Genomic DNA, 19,974 nt, shown 5'->3' with positions numbered 1-19,974 from the left:
CGCGCTCTGCGACAGTGCACCTGTCGAACGACGCGTGTTCTGTCGCAACACGGTCGTGCACCGACCGGGCCGGGTCAGCCGGCGACGCCGTCCCAGTCGGCGTAGGGGTCCCAGCCGGTCGTCGGCACCGCGGCACCGGCGCGCAGCAGGTCCGCGTCGCCGCGCTCCCGCACGACACCGATGCGCCGGAAGCCCCCGGGAAGGACCGCGTCGGCCGGGAACGTGGCGAGCAGTCCGTGGTCCTCGCCACCGTGCAGCGCGACCTCGTCCAGGTCGGTGGCGGCATCGAGTTCGAGCGTCACCCGGCTGGCACGGGCGAGCCGACCGGCGTCGATCGCCAGGCCGTCGGACAGGTCGAGCATCGCGGTGGCCCCGGCCCCGGCCGCGAGCGGCCCGTCGGCGATCGGGGGGACCGGGCGGCGCTGGCGTCCCACGTCGGGGTCGACGTCCGCGCCGCTCGCGACCGTCGCGGCACGGTCCGGCTCGCCCCGGCCGTCGACGCCCTCGCGGAACAGCCGGGACAGCCCACGGGCGGCACGTCCGAGCTCGCCGGACACCGCGAGCACGTCGCCGACGGTCGCACCCGACCGGAGCACGGGCGCGCGGCCCAGCAGGTCACCGAAGGCGGTGACGGCCACCGTGAACGTCGCCGAGGTGGAGAGGTCTCCCCCGACGACCCCGCACCCCGGCGCGAGTGCGTCGACGGCGAGCCGGAAGCCGTCGGCGATGCCCTCGAGGACGGCCACGGGGGTGCCCTGCGGTGCAGCGAGAGCGATCACGAGGCCGCTCGGTACAGCCCCCATCGCGGCGACGTCGGAGAGGTTCGTGGCGGCCGCCTTCCAGCCGATGTCCGTCGGCGACGACCACGCCCACCGGAAGTCCGGACCGTGCACCATCATGTCCGTCGTGACGACGAACCGGCCGTCCGGAGCGGCGACGACGGCGCAGTCGTCACCGGGGCCGAGGATCGGCGTGCCCGCGGGCAGACGGCTCGTGATCCGGTCGAGGACGACGAGTTCGCCGAGCTCCCCCACCGTCGGTCCGGCCCAGGCGTCGTCCGTCGCATCCACACGAGAACGGTAGCCTGGACGGCGATGGACACCGCGCGCCGCACCCCTCGCACCCTCGCGATCGTCGGGGCCGTGATCACCCTCGCCGCCGGACTGACCGGGTGCACGAACGCCGTGTCGATGTCCGCAGCCCCCTCGGCGAACACAGCGGCGTGCGCTGCCGTGCAGGTCCGACTGCCCGCGACCGTGGACTCGAAGTTCGACCTGCGGAACACGAACGCGCAGGCCACGGCGGCCTGGGGCGACCCCGAGGTGGCGATCTACCACTGCGGTGTCGCCGTCCCCACCGTGTCCGACCTGCCGTGCTTCTCGCAGGGCGGCGTCGACTGGATCCGCGACGACCGCGGCGACCAGGTCGTCTACACGACGTTCGGTCGGTCACCGGCCGTGCAGGTCGTGGTCGACTCGACGAAGACCACGTCATCGGTCGTGCAGGAGCTGTCCGACGCCGTGTCGTCACTGCCCAAGGACGGACACGAGTGCCTCGACCCCGCCGACGTGCAGGGCTGACGCCCGGCTGGCGCTCGCGCGCCGACCGAGCCAGCACGGCCTGGTCAGCACGGCCTGGTCAGCACGGCCTGGTCAGCACGGCCTGGTCAGCGGACGGCGGCGCGACCCAGCTCGATGAGCTCGGTGATCAGTTCGCCGTAGGACACCCCCGACGCCGCCCAGCAGCGCGGGTACATCGACAGCGGCGTGAAGCCCGGCATCGTGTTGACCTCGTTCACGACGAAGCCGTCGTCGGTCAGGAAGCAATCGACACGAGCGAGCCCCGAACCACCGATGGCCTCGAACGCGCGGGCACCGATGGAGCGGATCTCGTCGGTCTGGTCGTCGGTCAGCGGGGCCGGGCAGAGCAGCGACTCGTCGCCGCCCAGGTACTTGGAGGCGAAGTCGTAGAAGCCGTCCTCGGCCACGACGATCTCGCCCGGCAGGCTCGTGCGCGGCACACCGTCACGACCCTCGAGCACGGCGACCTCGACCTCGCGGCCGACCACGCGGGGCTCGACGATGACCTTGGAGTCGTGCTCGAACGCCAGGTCCATGGCGGCACCCAGCTGCGACGGCTCGTCGACGCGCGAGACACCCATGCTCGACCCGGCGCGGGCCGGCTTGACGAACAGCGGCCAGCCGTGGGCGGCGATCGTCTCGGCGACGTCCACCGGGTCGGCCGCCCACTGCCGACGGAGCACCGTGGTCCACGGTGCGACCCGCAGCCCGGCGTGCTCGAGCACGGCCTTGGCGACGTGCTTGTCCATCGCCAGGGCGCTCGCGAGCACGCCGTCGCCGACGTACGGCAGCCCGGCGATCTCGAGCAGACCCTGGATCGTGCCGTCCTCACCGAAGGGGCCGTGCAGGATCGGGAACACCACGTCGACCGGGATCGCGGTGACCGTGCCGTCGGGGTGGGACACGACGAGTTCGTTGGTGGCCGGCGAGGTCGGGAACGCGATCCGCGTGCCGTTGTCGGGCACGGTGGGCAGCGCACCGTCGCGGATGGTCCACTGCGCCGGGTCGTCGGACTGCAGCGTGAACGCGCCGTCCTGGGTGATCCCGATCGGCACGAGGTCGTACTCGGCCCGGTCGACGACGTCCATGATGCCGCCGGCGGTCACGCAGCTGATCTCGTGCTCGCTCGAGCGACCGCCGAAGAGCACGGCGACGGTGGTCCTGGGCATGGGGGTTCCCTCGGGGATCGTGGGCACGGGAGTCCCTTCGTGACTCGGTGCGGGACCGGTCACTCGCCCTGCGGCTCGTCGGTCTCGGTGAGGTGCGGCGCGATGTTGCGCGGATCGAGCCTACCGGCGAGGACCTCGCCGACCTGGCTGACGATGGGCATGTCGACGCCGTTCGCCGCGGCCAGTTCGAGGATCGGTGCGACCGAGGCCAGCCCCTCCGCCGTCTGGTTCATCTGGCGGACGACCTCGTCGAACCGGTAGCCCTGGCCGAGCAACCGCCCGGCGGTGTTGTTCCGCGACAGCGGCGACTGGCACGTGGCGATGAGGTCGCCGAGGCCCGCGAGCCCGGACAGCGTCGACGACTGCGCGCCGAGCGACACCGCGAAGTCGGTCATCTCGGCGAGGCCGCGCGTGATGATCGAGGCCTTGGTGTTCTCGCCGTAGCCGACCCCGTCGACGATGCCGATCGCGACGGCGATGAGGTTCTTCAGCACGCCGCCGAACTCGGTGCCGATGACGTCGGTGTTGATGAACGACCGGAAGTACGGGTTCGTCGCGACGGCGGCGACGTCGGTGGCGGTCTCCAACGAAGACGACGACACCACGGCGGCGGTCGGCTGCCGACGGGCGATCTCGAGCGCCAGGTTCGGGCCGCTGGCCACGGCGATGCGGTCCTGGTCGATGCCGAGGCCCTGCAGCAGGACCTCGCTCATCCGCAGGCCCGTGCTCTTCTCGACGCCCTTCATCAGGCTGACGACCGGCACGTCGGCCGGCAGCAGCTCGCGGATCGCGGCGAGGTTGGAGCGCAGGGTCTGCGAGGGCACCGAGACGTACACCTGCGAGGCGCCGTCGAGCACGCGCTCGAGCGACGTCGAGGCGGTCAGGGTGCGGGGCAGGTTGATGCCGGGCAGGTAGTCCGAGTTGCGCTTGGTCTCGGTGATCTCGCGGGCGACCTCGGGGCGTCGGGCCCACACCACGGTGGACGCACCGCCCTCGGCCAGCACCTTCGCGAACGTGGTGCCCCAGCTACCGGCACCGATCACGGCCACCCGGGGCTTGTCGGTCGACTGCATGACCACCCGGATCGCGGCGGTGTCGAAGGCCCCCGGAGCCGCGGCGGCGGGGTCGGGTCGGTCGTCGTGGGGTCGGAGGTCACTCAAACCGGCCGGTCTCCTTCTGGTTGTTCGCCGCCGGGTCCCAGCGGGTCGCGGGTGCCCGCTCGCCACGGAGCACCTCGAGCAGCGCGGTGATCTCGCGCATGACGAGTTCGGTGGCCTCGCCGAGCATCTGCTGGTCGATCTGCCGACCGCGGTACGCCGACAGGTCGACCGGGTCACCGATGATCACGTCGACCCGGGACGGCGGGAACAGCCGGAGCTTCTTGCCGTACCTGGCCATGATGTTCTGCGTGCCCCAGTGGGCCATCGGGATGAGCGGCACGTCGTTCTCGAGCGCGATCCGCACCGCGCCCGTCTTGCCGCGCATCGGCCACAGGTCGGGGTCGCGGGTGAGCGTGCCCTCGGGGTAGACGATGATCGCCCCGCCCTGCTCGACCAGGGACCGGCCGCCACCGAGCGGGTCGCTCAGGCGCGTCCGGCCGGAGCGTTCGACCGGGATCTGCCCCATGCCGGACATGAGCTTGCCGACCACGGGGACCTTGAACAGCGACGCCTTCGCGAGGAACCGCGGCGCCCGCTTCGAGATGTACACGGCGGTGCCCACGACCAGCGGGTCGATGTTCGTGAAGTGGTTCGGTGCGAGCACGAACGCGCCCTCGGCCGGCAGGCGGTTCGGGCCGTGCCAGTGGTAGCGCGCCGAGAACCGGAACGTCGGGATGACGATCGAGGCGACGATGCGGAACGCGGTGTTCAGCTCACCGCGGCGCCACCGGCGCCCACGCACGGGGAGGCCGGTCGCGACCTGCGCGTCGGAGCCGCCACGGGCCTCCAGACCGTCGCCTTTTCCTTCTGCCGGCACTGTGCCTACCCAGCGAAGTCGAAGTCGGCGCCGAGCTTGCGCAGCTTCGGGATGAAGTGCTCGTAGCCGCGGCTGATGATGCCGACGTTGGTGATGTGCGACTCGCCGTCGGCGGTCAGCGCCGCGATGAGGTGGCTGAACCCGCCGCGCAGGTCGGGGACGCGGACGTTCGCGGCGTGCAGCTTCGTCGGACCGGTGATGACGGCGGCCTGCTCGAACGGGCGGCGGGCGACACGGCGGTCGTGGCCCGGCAGCCCCTCCTTGTGCACGACGATGTCGGCACCCATCTCGTTCAGGGCGTCGGTGAAGCCGAAGCGGTTCTCGTAGACGGTCTCGTGCACGATGCTCTGGCCGTCGGCCTGGGTCAGGGCGACGATGAGCGGCTGCTGCCAGTCCGTCATGAAGCCGGGGTGCACGTCGGTCTCGATGACGACGGGCTTCAGGGTGTCCAGCTCGCGGTAGAACCGGATGCCGTCCTCCTGGATGTCGAACCCGCCGCCGACCTTGCGGAAGACGTTGAGGAACGTCATGAGCTCCTGCTGGTTCGCGCCCTCGACGAAGATGTCGCCGTTGGTGGCGAGCGCGGCGGAGGCCCAGCTCGCGGCCTCGTTGCGGTCGTTGATCGCGCGGTGCGTGTAGCCGCGGAGCGACTCGACGCCCTCGATGAAGATGACGCGGTTCGGCTCGACCGAGACGATGGCGCCCATCTTCTGCAGGATCGCGATGAGGTCCATGATCTCGGGCTCGATCGCGGCGTTCCGCAGCTCCGTGACGCCCTTGGCGAGGGTCGCGGAGAGCAGGACCTGCTCGGTGGCGCCGACGCTCGGGTACGGCAGCTCGATCGAGGCGCCCTTCAGGCCGTCCGGGGCCGTCAGGTGGATGCCGTTGACCTGCTTGTCGACGACCGCGCCCATGGCGCGGAGGGCGTCGAGGTGGAAGTCGATCGGGCGGTCGCCGATGCGGCAGCCGCCGAGGTCGGGGATGAACGCCTCGCCGAGCTTGTGCAGCAGCGGACCGCAGAACAGGATCGGGATGCGGCTCGAGCCGGCGTGCGCGTCGATCTCGGCGAAGTGCGCCGACTCGACCCGCGACGGGTCGAGGATGAGTTCGCCTCGTGCAGGATCGGTGATGCGCACGCCGTGCACCTCGAGCAGCCCGCGGACCACCTTGACGTCGGAGATGTCCGGCACGTCACGGAGGATCGACGGGGTGTCACCGAGCAGCGACGCCACCATGGCCTTGGTCGCGAGGTTCTTCGCCCCACGGACCTCGATGCGTCCCACGAGCGGCTTGCCCCCGCGGATGACGATCTCGTCCGACTTGAGGCCCACGCGCGCCCCTGCGGCCGCTGCGTCCTGTACGAGAGAGTTCACTACTTCACCGGCAATGTCTTCGGCCGCCAACTGGAGCGGCGGGATTCGAACTCCGTGATCGAGGTCTCGTCACGGAGGGTGAGCCCGATGTCGTCGAGCCCTTCCATCAACCGCCAACGAGTGTAAGCGTCGATCTCGAAGGGGACGTCCACATCCCCCAGCGACACGCGCTGCGTCACGAGGTCGACCGTCGCCTCGATGCCCGGGTTCGCCTCGATGGCGGCCCACAGGCGCTCGACCTCCGGTTCGGTCACGATCGCGGTGACCAGGCCCTGCTTGCCGGCGTTGCCCCGGAAGATGTCCGCGAACCGGGGCGAGATCACGACCGAGAAGCCGAAGTCACGGAGCGCCCAGACGGCGTGCTCGCGGGACGACCCGGTGCCGAAGTCGGGGCCGGCGATCAGGACGCGGGCGCCCTGGTAGCGCTCCTGGTTCAGGACGAAGTCGGGGTCCTGACGCCACCCGGAGAACAGGGCGTCCTCGAAGCCGGTCTTCGTGACGCGCTTCAGGTAGACCGCGGGGATGATCTGGTCGGTGTCGACGTTGGACCGCTTGAGCGGGGCAGCGATGCCGGTGACGGTGGTGATCTTGTCCATCAGAAGGTCCCCTCGGTGGCGGTGGCGGACGTCGCCGCCGCGATCTCGTCGTCGGTCTCCAGGTCCCACGGGCTCGACAGCGTGCCGCGCACCGCGGTGGCCGCGGCGACGAGCGGCGACACCAGGTGTGTGCGGCCGCCCTTGCCCTGGCGGCCCTCGAAGTTGCGGTTCGAGGTGCTCGCGCAGCGCTCCCCCGGTGCCAGCTGGTCCGGGTTCATCCCGAGGCACATCGAGCAGCCGGCGAACCGCCACTCGGCGCCGAACTCGCTGAACACCTTGTCGAGCCCCTCGGCTTCGGCTTCGAGCCGGACCCGCGCGGAGCCGGGCACGACCATCACCCGGACGCCGTCGGCCTTGGTACGGCCCTTGATGATCGACGCGAAGGCCCGCAGGTCCTCGATGCGTGAGTTCGTGCAGGAGCCCATGAACACCGCGTCGACGGCGATGTCCTTCATCGGGGTACCGGCGGTGATGTCCATGTACTCCAGGGCGCGGCGTGCGGCGGCCTGGTCGTTGAGGTCGCTGTAGGCGGCCGGGTCCGGCACGCTCTCGGACAGCGAGACGCCCTGGCCGGGGTTCGTGCCCCAGGTGACGAAGGGCTCGAGCTCGTCCGCGTCGATGAACACCTCGGCGTCGAACACGGCGTCGTCGTCGGTGGCGAGGGTCTCCCAGTAGGCGACGGCGTCGTCCCAGTCCTGACCGGTGGGCGCGTGGTCACGGCCCTGCACGTAGTCGTAGGTGGTCTGGTCGGGGGCGACCATGCCGGCGCGAGCGCCGGCTTCGATCGACATGTTGCAGATCGTCATGCGGCCCTCCATCGAGAGGGCGCGGATCGCGGAGCCGCGGTACTCGAGCACGTAGCCCTGGCCGCCGCCGGTGCCGATCTTCGCGATGACGGCCAGGATGATGTCCTTCGCCGTCACCCCCGGGCGCAGCGTGCCCTCGACCGTGATCGCCATCGTCTTGAACGGCTTGAGCGGCAGGGTCTGCGTGGCGAGGACGTGCTCGACCTCGGACGTGCCGATGCCGAACGCCATCGCGCCGAAGGCCCCGTGGGTGCTGGTGTGCGAGTCGCCGCAGACGACGGTGATGCCGGGCATGGTCAGGCCGAGCTGCGGGCCGACCACGTGGACGATGCCCTGCTCCTTGTCACCCAGGGAGTGCAGCCGGACGCCGAACTCCTCGCAGTTGCGACGGAGGGTCTCGATCTGGATCCGGCTCGTCGGGTCCGCGATGGGGCGGTCGATGGCGAGCGTCGGGGTGTTGTGGTCCTCGGTCGCGATCGTCAGGTCGAGGCGACGCACCGGTCGCCCGGCCTGCCGCAGGCCGTCGAACGCCTGCGGACTCGTCACCTCGTGCACGAGGTGGAGGTCGATGTAGAGGAGGTCGGGGTTGCCGTCCTCGCCCTTGACCACGACGTGGTCGTCCCACACCTTCTCGGCGAGCGTCTTTCCCATGAGCTCAGCCCTCCTCGTCCTCGTCGTTGCGCCGCGACCGCGGCGCGATCAGGCGACTCTACCATTGGTATACCAACGCGCGGCACCCCGCCCGCCGCGGGCCCGTCACCCCGCCGTCGCACGCCCGTCACCCCGTGACGGCACGGCCTGGAGGCCCGTGGCGACTCCCCGACACCCGTCGCGGTGGGAAGATGGTGACGACATGACGACACCTGCGCACTCGACCCGGACCATCAACCTCGAGGGCGCGGCACGCGCCGCGATCGCCGGTGGCGCACCGCTCGCGCTGCTCATCGCCCTCGGCATGCCGGCGTACGCCGCCTTCGCCATGTTCGCCGGGTTCACCGCCATCTTCGGCGCGACCGAGCCCTACCGGCAGCGTGCCGTCACCACCGGCGTCGCGGGTGCGCTGCAGGCGCTCTGCATGTTCGCCGGCATCGGGGTCGGGCTCGTCGGGTCGCCGCTCTGGCTGCAGGCCGTGGGTCTCGTCGTCGTCCTGGTGGTCGCGGTCTGCACCCTCTCCACGCTCCGGGCGATCCCCGCGCAGCCGATCTTCCCGGTGTTCGCGTTCGTCGTGTCCGCACTCGTGCCGATGCGCCCGGCCGACGTCCCGCTCGTCACGACGATCATCGTCTGCTCGGTGGTCTGGGCCTGGCTCGTCGCGATGTCCGGAGCGGTGCTCCGCCGCGTGTTCCACCCGCACGCCCCGCACCGGTTCCGCCCGTTGGCCGACCGCAAGCACCGGTCGCTCGCGGTCCTCCGCACGCCGGCGCTGTGGGAGACCGTCGGGCTCAACGTCGTCGGGTCACTCGTCGCCGGGGCCGTCGCGGAGTCGATCCCCGGGCTCGGGCACCCGTACTGGGCGGTCATCGCGGTGGTGTCGACCCTGCCGGCGATCCGCCAGCGGCACACCGTGGTCCGCGCCGGGCAGCGTGTGGTCGGCACGATCGGCGGCACCGTGATCGCGGTCGGCATCCTGCTGCTCGAGCCGTCGGCGTGGTGGATCGTCGTGCTGGCCGTCGTCGGGCAGTTCTTCGCCGAGATCTTCGTCGCCCGGAACTACGCCGTGTGCCTGCTGTTCCTCACCCCGCTCGCCCTGGCGGTTTCGTGGCTGAGCCTCCCCGAGGCACCCCAGCTGCTGGCGCTCGACCGCATCGCACAGACCGTGCTCGGTGCCGTGGTCAGCGTGGGGCTGCTGCTCGTCGGGCGTGCGATCGAGCGCCGGCGTGGCCGTGCCCTCGGTGCGACGAGCGCGATCCGCACCGTCTGACGCGCCTGGTCGTTCCGGGCGTACCTGGTCGAACCGGGCGTACCGGGCGTACCTGGTCGAACCGGGCGTACCTCGTCGAACCGGGCGTACCTCGTCGAACCGGGCGTACCTCGTCGAACCGGGCATGCCTGGTCGAACCGGGCGTGCCTGGTCGAACCGGGCATACCTGGTCGAACCGGGCATGCCTGGTCGAACCGGGCGTGCCTGGTCGTTCCTTTCGACCAGGTACGCCCGAATCCGCCTGCCATCGCGCGTGACAGAGGAAGCAACGTGCGCGGACGGCGGACGGGAGGCCCGCGGCGGCGCCGCCACGGGCCTCCCGTCCGCCGATGGTCGCGACCACTGCGTCCTGCGAAAGCGACAGATCGCTGCGGGACAACCGCGGGGATCTGTCGCTTTCGCGGACGGGACGGCACCGCGTGCCGCGGGTCTGTCGCTTTCGCGAGCCCGTCCACCCCACCAGCGCGTCAGTCGCGCGGCTGGATGTTCCAGGCGTCGATGACGGGGCGGCCGTGTTCGTAGCCGAGGATGCTGACCGAGGCGGTGCCGAGCTTCAGCACGGCGCCGTCCTGCGGCGCGAGCCGGATCCACGCGGCACCGAGCGCGCGCAGCACGTGGCCGTGGGCGATGAACACCGCATCGTGGCCCTCGGCGAGCACCGGACGGGCACGGTTCAGGATGCGCTCGACGCGCACCCGGACCTCGGCGGCGTTCTCACCGGGGGTGTCGCCGGCGGGGACGCCGTCTGTCCAGAGGTCCCACGGACCGTGGCGCAGCACCTTGATCTGCGGGGTGGTGAGGCCCTCGTACGCGCCGTAGTCCCACTCGTACAGGTCCTCGTCGAGCTCCGGCTCGACGCCGATCAGGTGCGCGGTGTCGCGGGCGCGCTGCAGCGGGCTCGACAGCGCCAGCGCGAACGACCGGTCCCCGAGGTACCGGCCCGCGCGCTTCGCCTGCTCGACACCGTTGTCGGTGAGCGGGATGTCGGTGCGGCCGGTGTGCTGCCCGCTCTTCGACCACTCCGTCTCTCCGTGACGGACGAGGACGAGTTCGCCGGGGCGTTCCGAGGTCATGAGTTCCTTCCGATCCAGAGGCCGAGCGCAGCTGCGCCGACCGAGACGACGAGCATCCCGAGGCCGTTCAGGACGGCGAGCCGGGTCTTGCCGGATCGGAGGAGCTGTACGGTCTCGACGCTCGCCGTCGAGAACGTCGTGTACCCACCCATCATGCCCGTCCCGAGCACAGCGACCGTCGAGGCGGGGATGGTGCCGGCCTGCCCGAGGCCCGTCAGGACCCCGAGCACGAGCGATCCGGACACGTTGATGAGCAGGGTCCCGACCGGGAACCCGGCGAACCGGGAACCGGCGATGCGGCCCTTGACGACGCCGTCGAGCACGAAGCGCAGGGCGGCACCGGCTCCTCCGCCAACGGCGACCAGGACCAGTTCGAGCGGGCTCATCGGACGTCCTGCAGCGGCTCGGGGCGGGTGCGGGGCCGGGTGGCCGCGGCGACCCACAGACCGAGGACGACCGCGACGAGTCCGAGCACGACCGACAGCAGCGCGTACCCGGTGCCCGCCGTCCAGCGCCCGAGGTCGAGCAGCTGCGCGGTGTCGTCCGCGAGCGTGCTGTAGGTCGTGAAACCGCCGAGGACGCCGGTGCCGACGAACAGCCGGACCGCGCGACGACGACCGATGTCGGGGCCGCGGCGTGCGAGCGCGTCGAGCAGGAACCCGAGGCAGAACGCCCCGACGACGTTGATCCCGAGGATGGTCCAGCTGATCCCGTCGTGCGCGGGGAACGCCGCTGCGAGGAGTGCGCGGACGGCCGTCCCGATCGCGCCGCCGAGGGCGACCAGGGCGACGAGCCTCCAGCGCAGGTGCGGTGGGCGTTCGGCGTGCATCGTGCTCCCGTCGCGAGGCGATCGTTCCCCGGGTGACGGGGACGATCCAGGCTAGCCGAGACGACGAAACCCCCGCCGAGCCGGAGCTGGACGGGGGTTTGCGTGCTGGTGACCCCAGCGGGATTCGAACCCGCGTTACCGCCGTGAGAGGGCAGCGTACTAGGCCGCTATACGATGGGGCCGCGGCTGTTGTCGGACTCGGAGCATGTCACCTGTGGTGACCCCAGCGGGATTCGAACCCGCGTTACCGCCGTGAGAGGGCAGCGTACTAGGCCGCTATACGATGGGGCCGTTCCGACAACTCGACAAGTATTGCACAAGGCTCGCATCCGCACCAAAACGGGGCGTGTCGCCCGGGTGTGCCGCCATGTCGGAGCAGGCATACGGTGGATCGATGACGGCCGACCACGACGCGATCGCCCGGGCCAGACACGTGAGCGGCTGCCCGTCGGCCACGGTGCGGATCGGCCTGTCCGGGTGGCAGTACGACGGCTGGCGCGGGGACTTCTACCCCGAGGGACTCGCGAAGCGGCGGTGGCTGGAGCACGTGGCGTCGCGGTTCCCGACGGTGGAGCTGAACGGATCCTTCTACTCGCTGCAGCGCCCGGCGCGCTACCGGGCGTGGCGTGCGGCCTCGGGCGGGCAGCCGTTCCGGTTCGCGGTCAAGGGCGGCCGGTACGTCACGCACATGCTGCGGCTGCGGAACGTCGACACCGCGCTGGCGAACTTCTTCGCCTCGGGTCCGCTGGAGCTCGGGGACACCCTCGGGCCCGTGCTCTGGCAGCTGCCCGAGCGCCTGCTGCCGACGCCGGAGGTGCTCGACGCGTTCCTCGGGCTGCTCCCCCGGACGCACGGTGCCGCCGCTGAGCTCGCACGCCACCACGACGACAAGGTCCCCGCCGAACCGGACGGACTCGCGGTGCCCGAGGAACCGGCGTGGTCGATCCACCACGCGCTCGAGGTCCGGGCAGCCGGCTTCGGCGACGAGCACCTCGACGTGCTCGGCCGGCACCGCGTCGCCCTCGTCGACTCGCACGCCGGCGACTTCCCCCGCTTCCGGGCGGACACCGGGGCGCCGCTCGCGTACCTCCGGTTGCACGGCGCGCCTCGGACCTACCACGACGGGTACTCGCCCCAGGCGCTCGGCGGGTGGGCGACGACGGTCCTCGAGCACGCCGAGGCCGGCCGGGACGTCTACGTGTACTTCGACAACGACGCCGAGCGGCACGCTCCGTGGGACGCCCTGACGCTCGACCGCCTGGTCGCGGCGCGACTGCGCCGCGCTTCGTGAGCAGAAATGGTCGCCTCGGGCGGACGGACCCGACCGTTCCTGCACACGATGCGGACAGGAGGCGCGTGGCGGCGCCGCCACGGGCCTCCAGGCCGCGCAGCGCAGCGCAGCGCAGCGCCGCGCCGCGCAGCCCTAGAGCGTCAGCGACTCCCCCGGACGCAGCACGACGAGCGACCCGGCGGGCTCGACGGCCTCGCGGAGCCGGCCCGTGTGCATGCCGAGGCCGACCTCGGACAGGGTGGCCTCGTGGATCGGGTACGCCCGGGACGGCGCGATCGCGGCGACGTAGTCCATCATCTCGGCGACCTTGAGCCACGGCGCCCCGACGGGTGCCGCGAGGACCTCGACCGGGACGCCCGGGTCCGTGTAGGAGTCGCCCGGGTGGAACAGCCGGCCGTTCACGAGCACGCCGGTGTTGTCGACGATCGGCACCGAGGCGTGGATCAGCTGGTGCCGCGTGCCGTGGAAGGTGAGCGTGAAGGGGCCGACCGTCCGGTGGTCACCGTCCGTGACGACGTCCACCGTGACGCCCGCCTCGGCGAGCGCCGCGCGCACGCCCTCCGGTCCGATGACGACCGCACGGGGGTTGGCGTCGAGGATGCGCCGGACCTGCTCGGGGGTGACGTGGTCCGGGTGCTCGTGCGTGACGACGACGGCGACGACCCCGGTCACGTCGACCGGTCGGGTGAGGTTCCCCGGGTCGAGGACCAGGCGGGCGTCCCCCTCGGTGATGACCTGGCAGGCGTGTTCGAGTTTGGTGACCTCCATGCGGGCGACCCTACGCGGGACCGTGCGGGCCGGGACCCGTGGTCGCGCGGACGACCAGGTGCGCTGGTGCCGCCGCGATCGGGCCGGCGACACCGCCGTCGACCTCGGCGAGCACGGCCCGTGCGGCGGTGCGTCCCTGCGCCACCGGGTCCTGCGCGACGGTGGTGAGTCCGACGGTCGAGCCGTACTCGTGGCCGTCGATCCCCATCACCGACACGTCCTCGGGGACCGCGAGGCCGGCTCGGCGTGCGGCCAGCAGGACACCGAGGGCCATCTCGTCCGACGCGCAGAGCACCGCCGTCGGTCGCTCCGACGCGGGCGCGGCGAACAGCACGGCCCCGGCAGCGGTCCCGCCGGCGAACGAGAACCGGCCGTCGAGGGACCACCGTTCCGGCACCGCCTGTCCCGACGACCGCACGGCGTCGAGGAACCCGTCTCGTCGCAGGTGCGGCACGGCGACGTTCATGCCGGCCTCGTCCTGCCCGCCGACGTAGGCGATGCGTCGGTGGCCGAGGCCGTGCAGGTGTTCGACCGCTATCCGGGTGACCTCGCGGTCGTCGACGCCCACGTTCCGCAGGCCCGGTGCCGGGCCGCCGATGACGACCATGGGGTGCCGGCTGAGTTCGAGCTCGGCCCGTTCGGTGGCGTCGAGCACCAGGGAGAGCAGGACGAGGCCGTCGACGCGGTGCCGCAGCATCGAGCGCCGGAACGCCCGGTCGCGGTCGCCGCCCGGGCCGCCGAGGTTGTAGAGGACCAGGTCGTACCCGGCCTGGCGGAGCTCCGCGTCGACACCGCCGAGCGCCTTCACGTAGAACCAGCGGTCGATGACGGGCACGACCACCCCGACGGCGCGCTGACGCCCGGTGGCGAGGCCGGCCGCCGCCGAGCTCGGGACGTACCCGAGTTCGTCGGCGACCCGCTGCACCTGCTCGATCGTGGTGTCGGCCACGTTCGACATGCCGCGGAGCGCCCGCGAAACGGTGGACTTCGACAGCCCCGTGACGGTCGCGATCTCCTGGATCCCCATCGGTGCGACCCGGGAGGCCCGTCAGCCGTCCGTGCCGTGCGTCACGTCCGCCGGTGCGTCGGGTCCACCCCGTCGGGCCGCCACCGCGGGCACGCCGCGGTCCGCCCGGCGTTGCGGGACCCGTGCGGGGCGCGCCGGTCGTCGTGCAGCCGGTGCGACCTCGTCCCAGCCGGCGTGCTGGTGCACCCGTCCGTCCGCGCCGGGTCGGGGTCGGCGACCGGTGGGGTCGGTGACCGACGTGTGCACCGGGGCGACCGCGGGCGCAGCACCGACGCCCCGGGGCACGGACGCACCCGTGCCGTCCTGCGGTGCGGTCCGGCGGAGGACGGCGACCCGCCACCGGTCGAGCGCGACGACACCGAGCACGCACACGAGCAGGGTGAGCGCCCAGCCGAGCGCCGGTCGCCCGGTGAGCTCGCAGAACACCGTGACGCCGAGGAACAGGACGCCGAACATCCCGACGAAGCCGATCGACTCCTCGATGTGGGCGGTGGGACGGGTGGGTCCGCGCTGGGCCATGGTCGTCAGCCCTTCACGCCGCCGGCGGTGAGCCCCGCCACGATGCGCCGCTGGAAGATCAGCACGAGGATGACCAGCGGGATCGTGACGATCGTGCCGGCGGCCATCACCGCCGTGTAGGGCTCCTGGTGCGGCTGCGACCCGGCGAACGAGGCGATCGCCACGGTCACCGGCTGGGTCGCGTCACTCGACAGCTGCGACGAGATGAGGTACTCGTTCCAGCTCGAGATGAACGCCAGGATCGCCGTGGTGAACACCGCCGGCGCCGCGAGCGGCAGGATGATCCGCCGGAACGCCTGCACCCGGGTGCACCCGTCGATGCGGGCTGCCTCTTCCAGGTCCCACGGCATCTCGCGGAAGAACGACGCGAGCGTGTACACGGTCAGCGGCAGCACGAACGAGATGCTCGGCAGGATGAGCGCCTGGTACGACCCCATCCACCCGATGTCGGTGAACAGCTGGAACAGCGGCGAGATGAGGGCGACGCCGGGGAACATCGACGCGGCCAGGATCGCGCCGGCGATGAGCGACTTGCCGCGGAACTCGAGCCGGGCGAGGGCGTACGCCGCCGTGGTGCCGACGAGCAGGGCGATGACGGTCACCGCGACCCCGATGAACACGCTGTTCAGGAGCGCTCGGCCGAGGTGGTTGCCCAGCGCGGTCGAGAACGCGGTCGCGTAGTTGTCGAGGGTCACGTGGGTGAACCACGGGGTGGCGTCGAACGTGTACCCGACCTCGCGGAAGCTCGTGACGACCATCCAGTAGAACGGCAGGAGGCACCACACGGCGATGACGACGGCCTGCACGGCGGTCCGGAGCTTCGGGCCCGTCTCGCGCCGGACCCGCACGTCGGGACGGTCCGTCGCCCGGTCGCGGGTCTCGGCGGTGCGGCGGGGACGATCTGCTGCGAGGGTCACTTGAGTTCACCCTTCTGCTGGGCTGCCTGCGTCTGCACGACGTTCGCGCCGAGGAACCGGACGAAGACGAACGCGACGATGAAGACGATGAGGAACGTGATGGTGGACAGGGCCGATGCGGCGTTGAACCCCTGCCGGATCTGGTCGACGACCAGCACCGACAGCGACACGGTCGCGTTCCCGGAACCACCACCACCGCCGGTCATGATCGCGATGAGGTCGTAGATGCGCAGGGCATCGAGGACACGGAACAGGATGGCGACCATCAGGGCCGGCCGGACGAGCGGGAGCGTGATGAGGAAGAAGCGCTGGAGGGTCGAGGCGCCGTCCATCTTCCCCGCCTCGTAGACGTCCTCGGGGATGAGCTGCAGGCCGGCCAGGATGAGCAGCGCCATGAACGGCGTGGTCTTCCAGGTGTCGGCGATGACGATCGCGAACCGTGACGCCCATTCGTCGGAGAACCAGAGGACCTGGTGCCCGATCACGTGGTTGAGCACACCGTTCGCGTCGAAGATGAAGTACCAGAGCTTCGCGGTGACGGCGGTCGGGATCGCCCACGGCACCAGGATCGCGGCACGGACGAGGGCGCGGCCCTTGAAGTTGCGGTTCATGATGATGGCCATCCACAGACCGATGACGGTCTCGAGGATCACGGTCACGAACGTGAAGAAGAACGTGTTCCCGAAGGCGACCCAGAACTGGGAACCGAGGTTGCCGGGCGGGCACGCGACGTCCCCGCACCGCTGGCCGAGCCAGTGCACGTAGTTCGTGACGCCGGCGAACCCGCCCTGCACGAACAGGCCGGTGGCCTTGTCGAGGCCCTGGTCGAGCTGGAACGACTGGATGACCGCGCTGACCACGGGGTACCCGATGACGACCGCCAGGAGCACGATCGTCGGGCCGATGAGGTACACGGCCCAGCGGCCGTGCTCGGCGTTGAGTCCGCCCTTGCGCCGTCGGCGCTTCGGTTCCGTGCCCGTCGGGTTGGGGATGGCTGCGGGGATCTCGGTTGCTGCTGACACGTGTCGGCCTCCTTGCCGGGGGTGTCGGAACGCAAGTAGGGGGCGGACGGGAGGCCCGTGGCGGACCCGCCACGGGCCTCCCGTCCATCAAGCGGCGTGCGCCGCTAGCTGCTGGTCGCCGACTTGAGGGCGTCCTGCATGTCCTTCATGGCTTCGTCGACCGACTTCGATCCCTTGAGCGCCGCGTAGGTGTTGTCCTGGATCGCCTTCGTGACGGCCGGGTAGAACGGCGTGACCGGGCGCGGCTCCGCCGACTCGATCGACTTGAGCAGCGTCGGCAGGTAGGGCAGCTGCTTCGTCAGCTCGGGGTCGGTGTACAGGTCACCGACGACCGGGGCGAGCGAGCCCTGGGTCGCGAAGAACTTCTGCGTCTCGTCCGAGGTCAGGAACTCGAGGAAGTCGTGCGCCGTGGCCTTGTGCTTCGAGTACACGCTGATGGCCGCGTTGTGGCCGCCGAGCGTGGAGGCACCGACGCCGTCGGCACCGGGGATCGGCGCGATGCCGAAGGTGTCCTTGACCTTCGACGAGCCGTCGGTCTTGGCGAGGCTGTAGACGTACGGCCAGTTGCGCAGGAACAGCAGCTTGCCGGCTTCGAACGCGGTGCGGCCCTGCTCCTCCTGGTAGGTGATCGCCTCGGCCGGGATGTTCCCGTCCTCGAACGCGTCCACCAGGTTCTGCAGGCCGGCCTTCGCCTTGTCGGTGTCGACGTCGGGCGCACCGTCGCTGCCGAGCACCGAACCGCCGGAGCCGTTGATCGCCTCGGAGGCGTTCACCGTCAGGCCCTCGTACTTCGCGAACTGCCCCGCGTAGCAACCGATGCCGGCGTCCTTCGCGATCTTGCAGTCGTCCATCATCTCCTTCCACGTGGTGGGAGGCGTCTTGACGAGGTCCTTGCGGTAGTAGAGCAGTGCGCCGTCCGAGGTCTGCGGAGCGGCGTAGAGGGTGTCGTTGTAGGTGGCGGTCTTCACCGTCGACGGCAGGAGCTTCGAGGTGTCGAGCTTCATGTCGCCGGTCAGCGGCGTCAGCCAGCTCTTGGCGGCGAACTCGGCGGTCCAGACGACGTCCACGTCGACGACGTCGTAGTTCTCGTCCTTCGCCTGGAAGTGCTGCACGAGGTCGTCGTGCTGCTGGTCGGCCTGGTCGGACTGTTCCTTGAAGGTGACCTTCTCGTCCGGGTGGGCCTTGTTCCACTTCGCGATGAGCGGGCGGACGACGTTCGAGTTGTCCTTGCCCTGCACGTAGGTGATGGGGCCGCGGCTGTCCTGGCCGCTCTTGGCGTCGTCCGATCCGGCGCCGGAGCTCCCGCTCGAGCAGCCGGTGAGCACGAGGCCGATGACGGCGACCCCGGCAACGGATGCGAACCGCACCCTGGAGCGTGTTGTCTTCACAGCGTTGTCTCCTCATTGAGATCACCAGGGGGCATCGACCGGGTTCGACGACACTGCCCTGGAGCAGGCGCCGCTGCCTGCTGGTGGAGGAAGCTACGCCCGGTCCGGCGGGAGCGCAACCGGTTGCATCGGTTCCGTGACCTGAGCGTGACCCATGAGGTTCCCGTGGCTTCCTGGGTGAGCGCTCACCCCCGTCGGGGGCACACGCACCGCGCTGCGGAACCCCGCACGAACCCCGCCACTGCTGGTCCGGTCCGTTGTCCGGACACCGCGGGCGGTCGTAGCGTCCCGACCATGACCCTGCACTCCTCCGTCACCGTGCCCGGCCCCCGTCGGGTCGTCAGCGTCGACCTCGACGCTCCGCTGCCGCGCCTGGTCGCCGACGAGTCGGGTTCCTCCGCGCTCGTCGTCGGCTACCGCGACGGCTTCCCCGTCACCACCCTCGACGTGCTGCTCACCGCGGACCCGGCCGACGCCGCACGCGCGATGGCGCCCCTGGTCGACGGCATCGCACGGACCTCCGGTGCGACGGAGACCCCCATCCCCGACCTCGAGCTCCCGCTCATCTCGATCGTCGTGTCGACCATCGTCACCCGGGTCGAGGACATCCGGAAGCTGCTCGACTTCCTCGAGCACCTCGACTACCCGCGGTACGAGGTCATCCTCGTCGACAACCGCGTGAAGCTGCCCGAGGTCGACGCCCTGCCCGGGCTGCTCGAGGGCCGCGACGTCCGGCTGGTCACCGAACGCCGTCCGGGCTGCTCCGCCGGTCGCAACGCCGGGGTCGCCGCAGCGCACGGCGAGATCATCGCGTTCACCGACGACGACGTCCGGGTCGACGCACAGTGGCTCCGGTCCATCGGCACGCGCTTCGTCCGCGAGCCCGAGGTCGCCGCGGTCACCGGGATGATCCTGCCCGTCGAGCTCGAGACCCCCGCGCAGATCTGGTACGAGGCGTACTACGGCGGCTTCAGCGGCGAGCGCACCTTCCAGCCGGTGACGATCGTGCCGGACGACGTCCCCGGGGTCATGCGGCACGCGCAGGCCCGCGCCGTCCGACCCGACGGCTCGGTGCAGAAGCACTTCGCCGTGTACGGCATCGGCGGCTACGGCGCCGGCGCGAACTGGGCGGTCCGACGATCGGCGTTCGACGCCGTCGGCGGGTTCGACCCCGTGCTCGGTGCCGGTGTGCCGGCCCGCGGCGGCGAGGACCTGGCGATCTTCATCGACATCCTGTGGAGCGGTGGCCGGATCGGCTTCGAACCACGCGCGGTCGTGCACCACCGGCACCGGCAGGACCTCGCCGGGCTGCACGGGCAGCTCCACTCGAACGGCGTCGGGTTCACGGCGCTGATGTGCGAGCTCATCGCGAAGGACCGCCGGCACGCGATCGTGCTCGCGCGGCTGATGCCCCGCGCCGGCAAGATCAAGCTGAAGCAGCTCGTGTCAAGGCTGGCCGGCCGGCGTGACGCCGCGGCGGAGAGCATCACCGAGGCCTCCACGACCCGGATCCCGCGCTCGCTGGCGTACCACGAGTTCCGCGGCTTCCCGGCGGGTCCGGCGGCGTACTTCCGCAGCCGTCGGTTCTGGCGCGAGGTCGAGGAGGGCCGCTTCCGCCCGTAGGCGGCGTGCAGCAGACGTCCGCACCGGACGGACGGGAGGCCCGTGGCAGCGTCGCCACGGGCCTCCCGTCCGTCGGGTACGTGCGTGCGGTGCAC

Annotated in this window: 20 protein-coding genes and 2 tRNA genes; 4 read left to right on the top strand and 18 right to left on the bottom strand. The window is 71.2% G+C overall.

Annotated features, from left to right (window positions below; all coding sequences use genetic code 11):
• Window positions 1-74 precede the first annotated feature (74 nt).
• Window positions 75-1,070: a thiamine-phosphate kinase gene (gene thiL, locus DEI98_RS10000; RefSeq protein WP_111100661.1), complete on the bottom strand. Its 996-nt coding sequence runs from the start codon at window positions 1,068-1,070 to the stop codon at window positions 75-77.
• 24 nt (window positions 1,071-1,094) lie between these two features.
• Between thiL and DEI98_RS09995 the strand changes: the two genes are divergently transcribed.
• Entirely contained in the window at window positions 1,095-1,580 is a 486-nt protein-coding gene (locus DEI98_RS09995) for a DUF3515 family protein (protein ID WP_111100660.1), read from the top strand.
• Between the two features lie 86 nt (window positions 1,581-1,666).
• Here DEI98_RS09995 and DEI98_RS09990 read toward each other — a convergent pair whose 3' ends face one another.
• The 6 genes from DEI98_RS09990 to leuC all read right to left on the bottom strand — a co-directional run bounded on the left by DEI98_RS09990 (window position 1,667) and on the right by leuC (window position 8,152).
• On the bottom strand, window positions 1,667-2,749 hold the full coding sequence (locus DEI98_RS09990; protein ID WP_071244873.1) for a D-alanine--D-alanine ligase family protein: 1,083 nt from the start codon (window positions 2,747-2,749) through the stop codon (window positions 1,667-1,669).
• Window positions 2,750-2,808: 59 nt separating this feature from the next.
• Window positions 2,809-3,822, bottom strand: coding sequence for an NAD(P)H-dependent glycerol-3-phosphate dehydrogenase (locus DEI98_RS09985; protein ID WP_031259730.1), 1,014 nt, complete (start codon window positions 3,820-3,822; stop codon window positions 2,809-2,811).
• A gap of 79 nt (window positions 3,823-3,901) precedes the next feature.
• Window positions 3,902-4,726, bottom strand: a complete 825-nt coding sequence (locus DEI98_RS09980) for a 1-acyl-sn-glycerol-3-phosphate acyltransferase (protein ID WP_084741194.1) — start codon at window positions 4,724-4,726, stop codon at window positions 3,902-3,904.
• A gap of 5 nt (window positions 4,727-4,731) precedes the next feature.
• Window positions 4,732-6,099 (bottom strand): UDP-N-acetylglucosamine 1-carboxyvinyltransferase, encoded by a 1,368-nt coding sequence (murA, locus tag DEI98_RS09975; protein WP_111023958.1) that lies wholly within the window; start codon window positions 6,097-6,099, stop codon window positions 4,732-4,734.
• A complete protein-coding gene (gene leuD / locus DEI98_RS09970) occupies window positions 6,099-6,695 on the bottom strand; it encodes a 3-isopropylmalate dehydratase small subunit (RefSeq protein WP_111023957.1) in 597 nt (198 codons plus the stop codon). Before leuD ends, murA begins: the two co-directional genes overlap by 1 nt.
• Complete coding sequence (gene leuC / locus DEI98_RS09965; protein WP_111100659.1) at window positions 6,695-8,152, bottom strand: 3-isopropylmalate dehydratase large subunit; 1,458 nt, start codon at window positions 8,150-8,152, stop codon at window positions 6,695-6,697. Before leuC ends, leuD begins: the two co-directional genes overlap by 1 nt.
• 202 nt (window positions 8,153-8,354) lie before the next feature.
• On the opposite strand from leuC, the gene DEI98_RS09960 reads away from it, so the two are divergent.
• Window positions 8,355-9,422, top strand: a complete 1,068-nt coding sequence (locus DEI98_RS09960; RefSeq protein ID WP_111100658.1) for an FUSC family protein — start codon at window positions 8,355-8,357, stop codon at window positions 9,420-9,422.
• Window positions 9,423-9,889: 467 nt separating this feature from the next.
• Here the strand turns inward: DEI98_RS09960 and DEI98_RS09955 are convergent, their stop codons facing one another.
• From DEI98_RS09955 to DEI98_RS09935, 5 genes are all read right to left on the bottom strand, one after another.
• Entirely contained in the window at window positions 9,890-10,495 is a 606-nt protein-coding gene (locus DEI98_RS09955) for a histidine phosphatase family protein (RefSeq protein WP_027465908.1), read from the bottom strand.
• A complete protein-coding gene (gene crcB, locus DEI98_RS09950) occupies window positions 10,492-10,881 on the bottom strand; it encodes a fluoride efflux transporter CrcB (RefSeq protein ID WP_110863954.1) in 390 nt (129 codons plus the stop codon). The genes DEI98_RS09955 and crcB overlap by 4 nt, the downstream gene beginning before the upstream one ends.
• Complete coding sequence (locus tag DEI98_RS09945) at window positions 10,878-11,324, bottom strand: CrcB family protein (protein WP_111100657.1); 447 nt, start codon at window positions 11,322-11,324, stop codon at window positions 10,878-10,880. Before DEI98_RS09945 ends, crcB begins: the two co-directional genes overlap by 4 nt.
• A gap of 106 nt (window positions 11,325-11,430) precedes the next feature.
• Window positions 11,431-11,506 (bottom strand) — tRNA-Glu (locus DEI98_RS09940).
• A gap of 33 nt (window positions 11,507-11,539) precedes the next feature.
• Window positions 11,540-11,615 (bottom strand) — tRNA-Glu (locus DEI98_RS09935).
• 103 nt (window positions 11,616-11,718) lie between these two features.
• On the opposite strand from DEI98_RS09935, the gene DEI98_RS09930 reads away from it, so the two are divergent.
• Window positions 11,719-12,615: a DUF72 domain-containing protein gene (locus DEI98_RS09930; RefSeq protein WP_111100656.1), complete on the top strand. Its 897-nt coding sequence runs from the start codon at window positions 11,719-11,721 to the stop codon at window positions 12,613-12,615.
• A gap of 132 nt (window positions 12,616-12,747) precedes the next feature.
• On the opposite strand, the gene DEI98_RS09925 is transcribed toward DEI98_RS09930, so the two are convergent.
• The 6 genes from DEI98_RS09925 to DEI98_RS09900 all read right to left on the bottom strand — a co-directional run bounded on the left by DEI98_RS09925 (window position 12,748) and on the right by DEI98_RS09900 (window position 18,256).
• On the bottom strand, window positions 12,748-13,383 hold the full coding sequence (locus tag DEI98_RS09925; protein ID WP_071405679.1) for an MBL fold metallo-hydrolase: 636 nt from the start codon (window positions 13,381-13,383) through the stop codon (window positions 12,748-12,750).
• Between the two features lie 10 nt (window positions 13,384-13,393).
• Entirely contained in the window at window positions 13,394-14,410 is a 1,017-nt protein-coding gene (locus DEI98_RS09920) for a LacI family DNA-binding transcriptional regulator (RefSeq protein ID WP_111100655.1), read from the bottom strand.
• Window positions 14,411-14,431: 21 nt separating this feature from the next.
• Window positions 14,432-14,929: a hypothetical protein gene (locus DEI98_RS09915; RefSeq protein WP_111033418.1), complete on the bottom strand. Its 498-nt coding sequence runs from the start codon at window positions 14,927-14,929 to the stop codon at window positions 14,432-14,434.
• Between the two features lie 5 nt (window positions 14,930-14,934).
• Window positions 14,935-15,777, bottom strand: a complete 843-nt coding sequence (locus tag DEI98_RS09910) for a carbohydrate ABC transporter permease (protein WP_071405697.1) — start codon at window positions 15,775-15,777, stop codon at window positions 14,935-14,937.
• Window positions 15,778-15,842: 65 nt separating this feature from the next.
• A complete protein-coding gene (locus DEI98_RS09905; RefSeq protein WP_111094560.1) occupies window positions 15,843-16,868 on the bottom strand; it encodes a carbohydrate ABC transporter permease in 1,026 nt (341 codons plus the stop codon).
• A gap of 104 nt (window positions 16,869-16,972) precedes the next feature.
• Entirely contained in the window at window positions 16,973-18,256 is a 1,284-nt protein-coding gene (locus DEI98_RS09900) for an ABC transporter substrate-binding protein (RefSeq protein WP_071405683.1), read from the bottom strand.
• Window positions 18,257-18,550: 294 nt separating this feature from the next.
• On the opposite strand from DEI98_RS09900, the gene DEI98_RS09895 reads away from it, so the two are divergent.
• Window positions 18,551-19,879, top strand: coding sequence for a glycosyltransferase (locus tag DEI98_RS09895; RefSeq protein ID WP_111023947.1), 1,329 nt, complete (start codon window positions 18,551-18,553; stop codon window positions 19,877-19,879).
• Window positions 19,880-19,974 lie beyond the last annotated feature (95 nt).

The organism is Curtobacterium sp. MCLR17_034, assembly GCF_003234485.1.
GTDB lineage: Bacteria > Actinomycetota > Actinomycetes > Actinomycetales > Microbacteriaceae > Curtobacterium > Curtobacterium flaccumfaciens.
The sequence above is the reverse complement of the archived record's forward strand: the minus strand, read 5'-3'. Positions and strand labels throughout refer to the sequence as shown.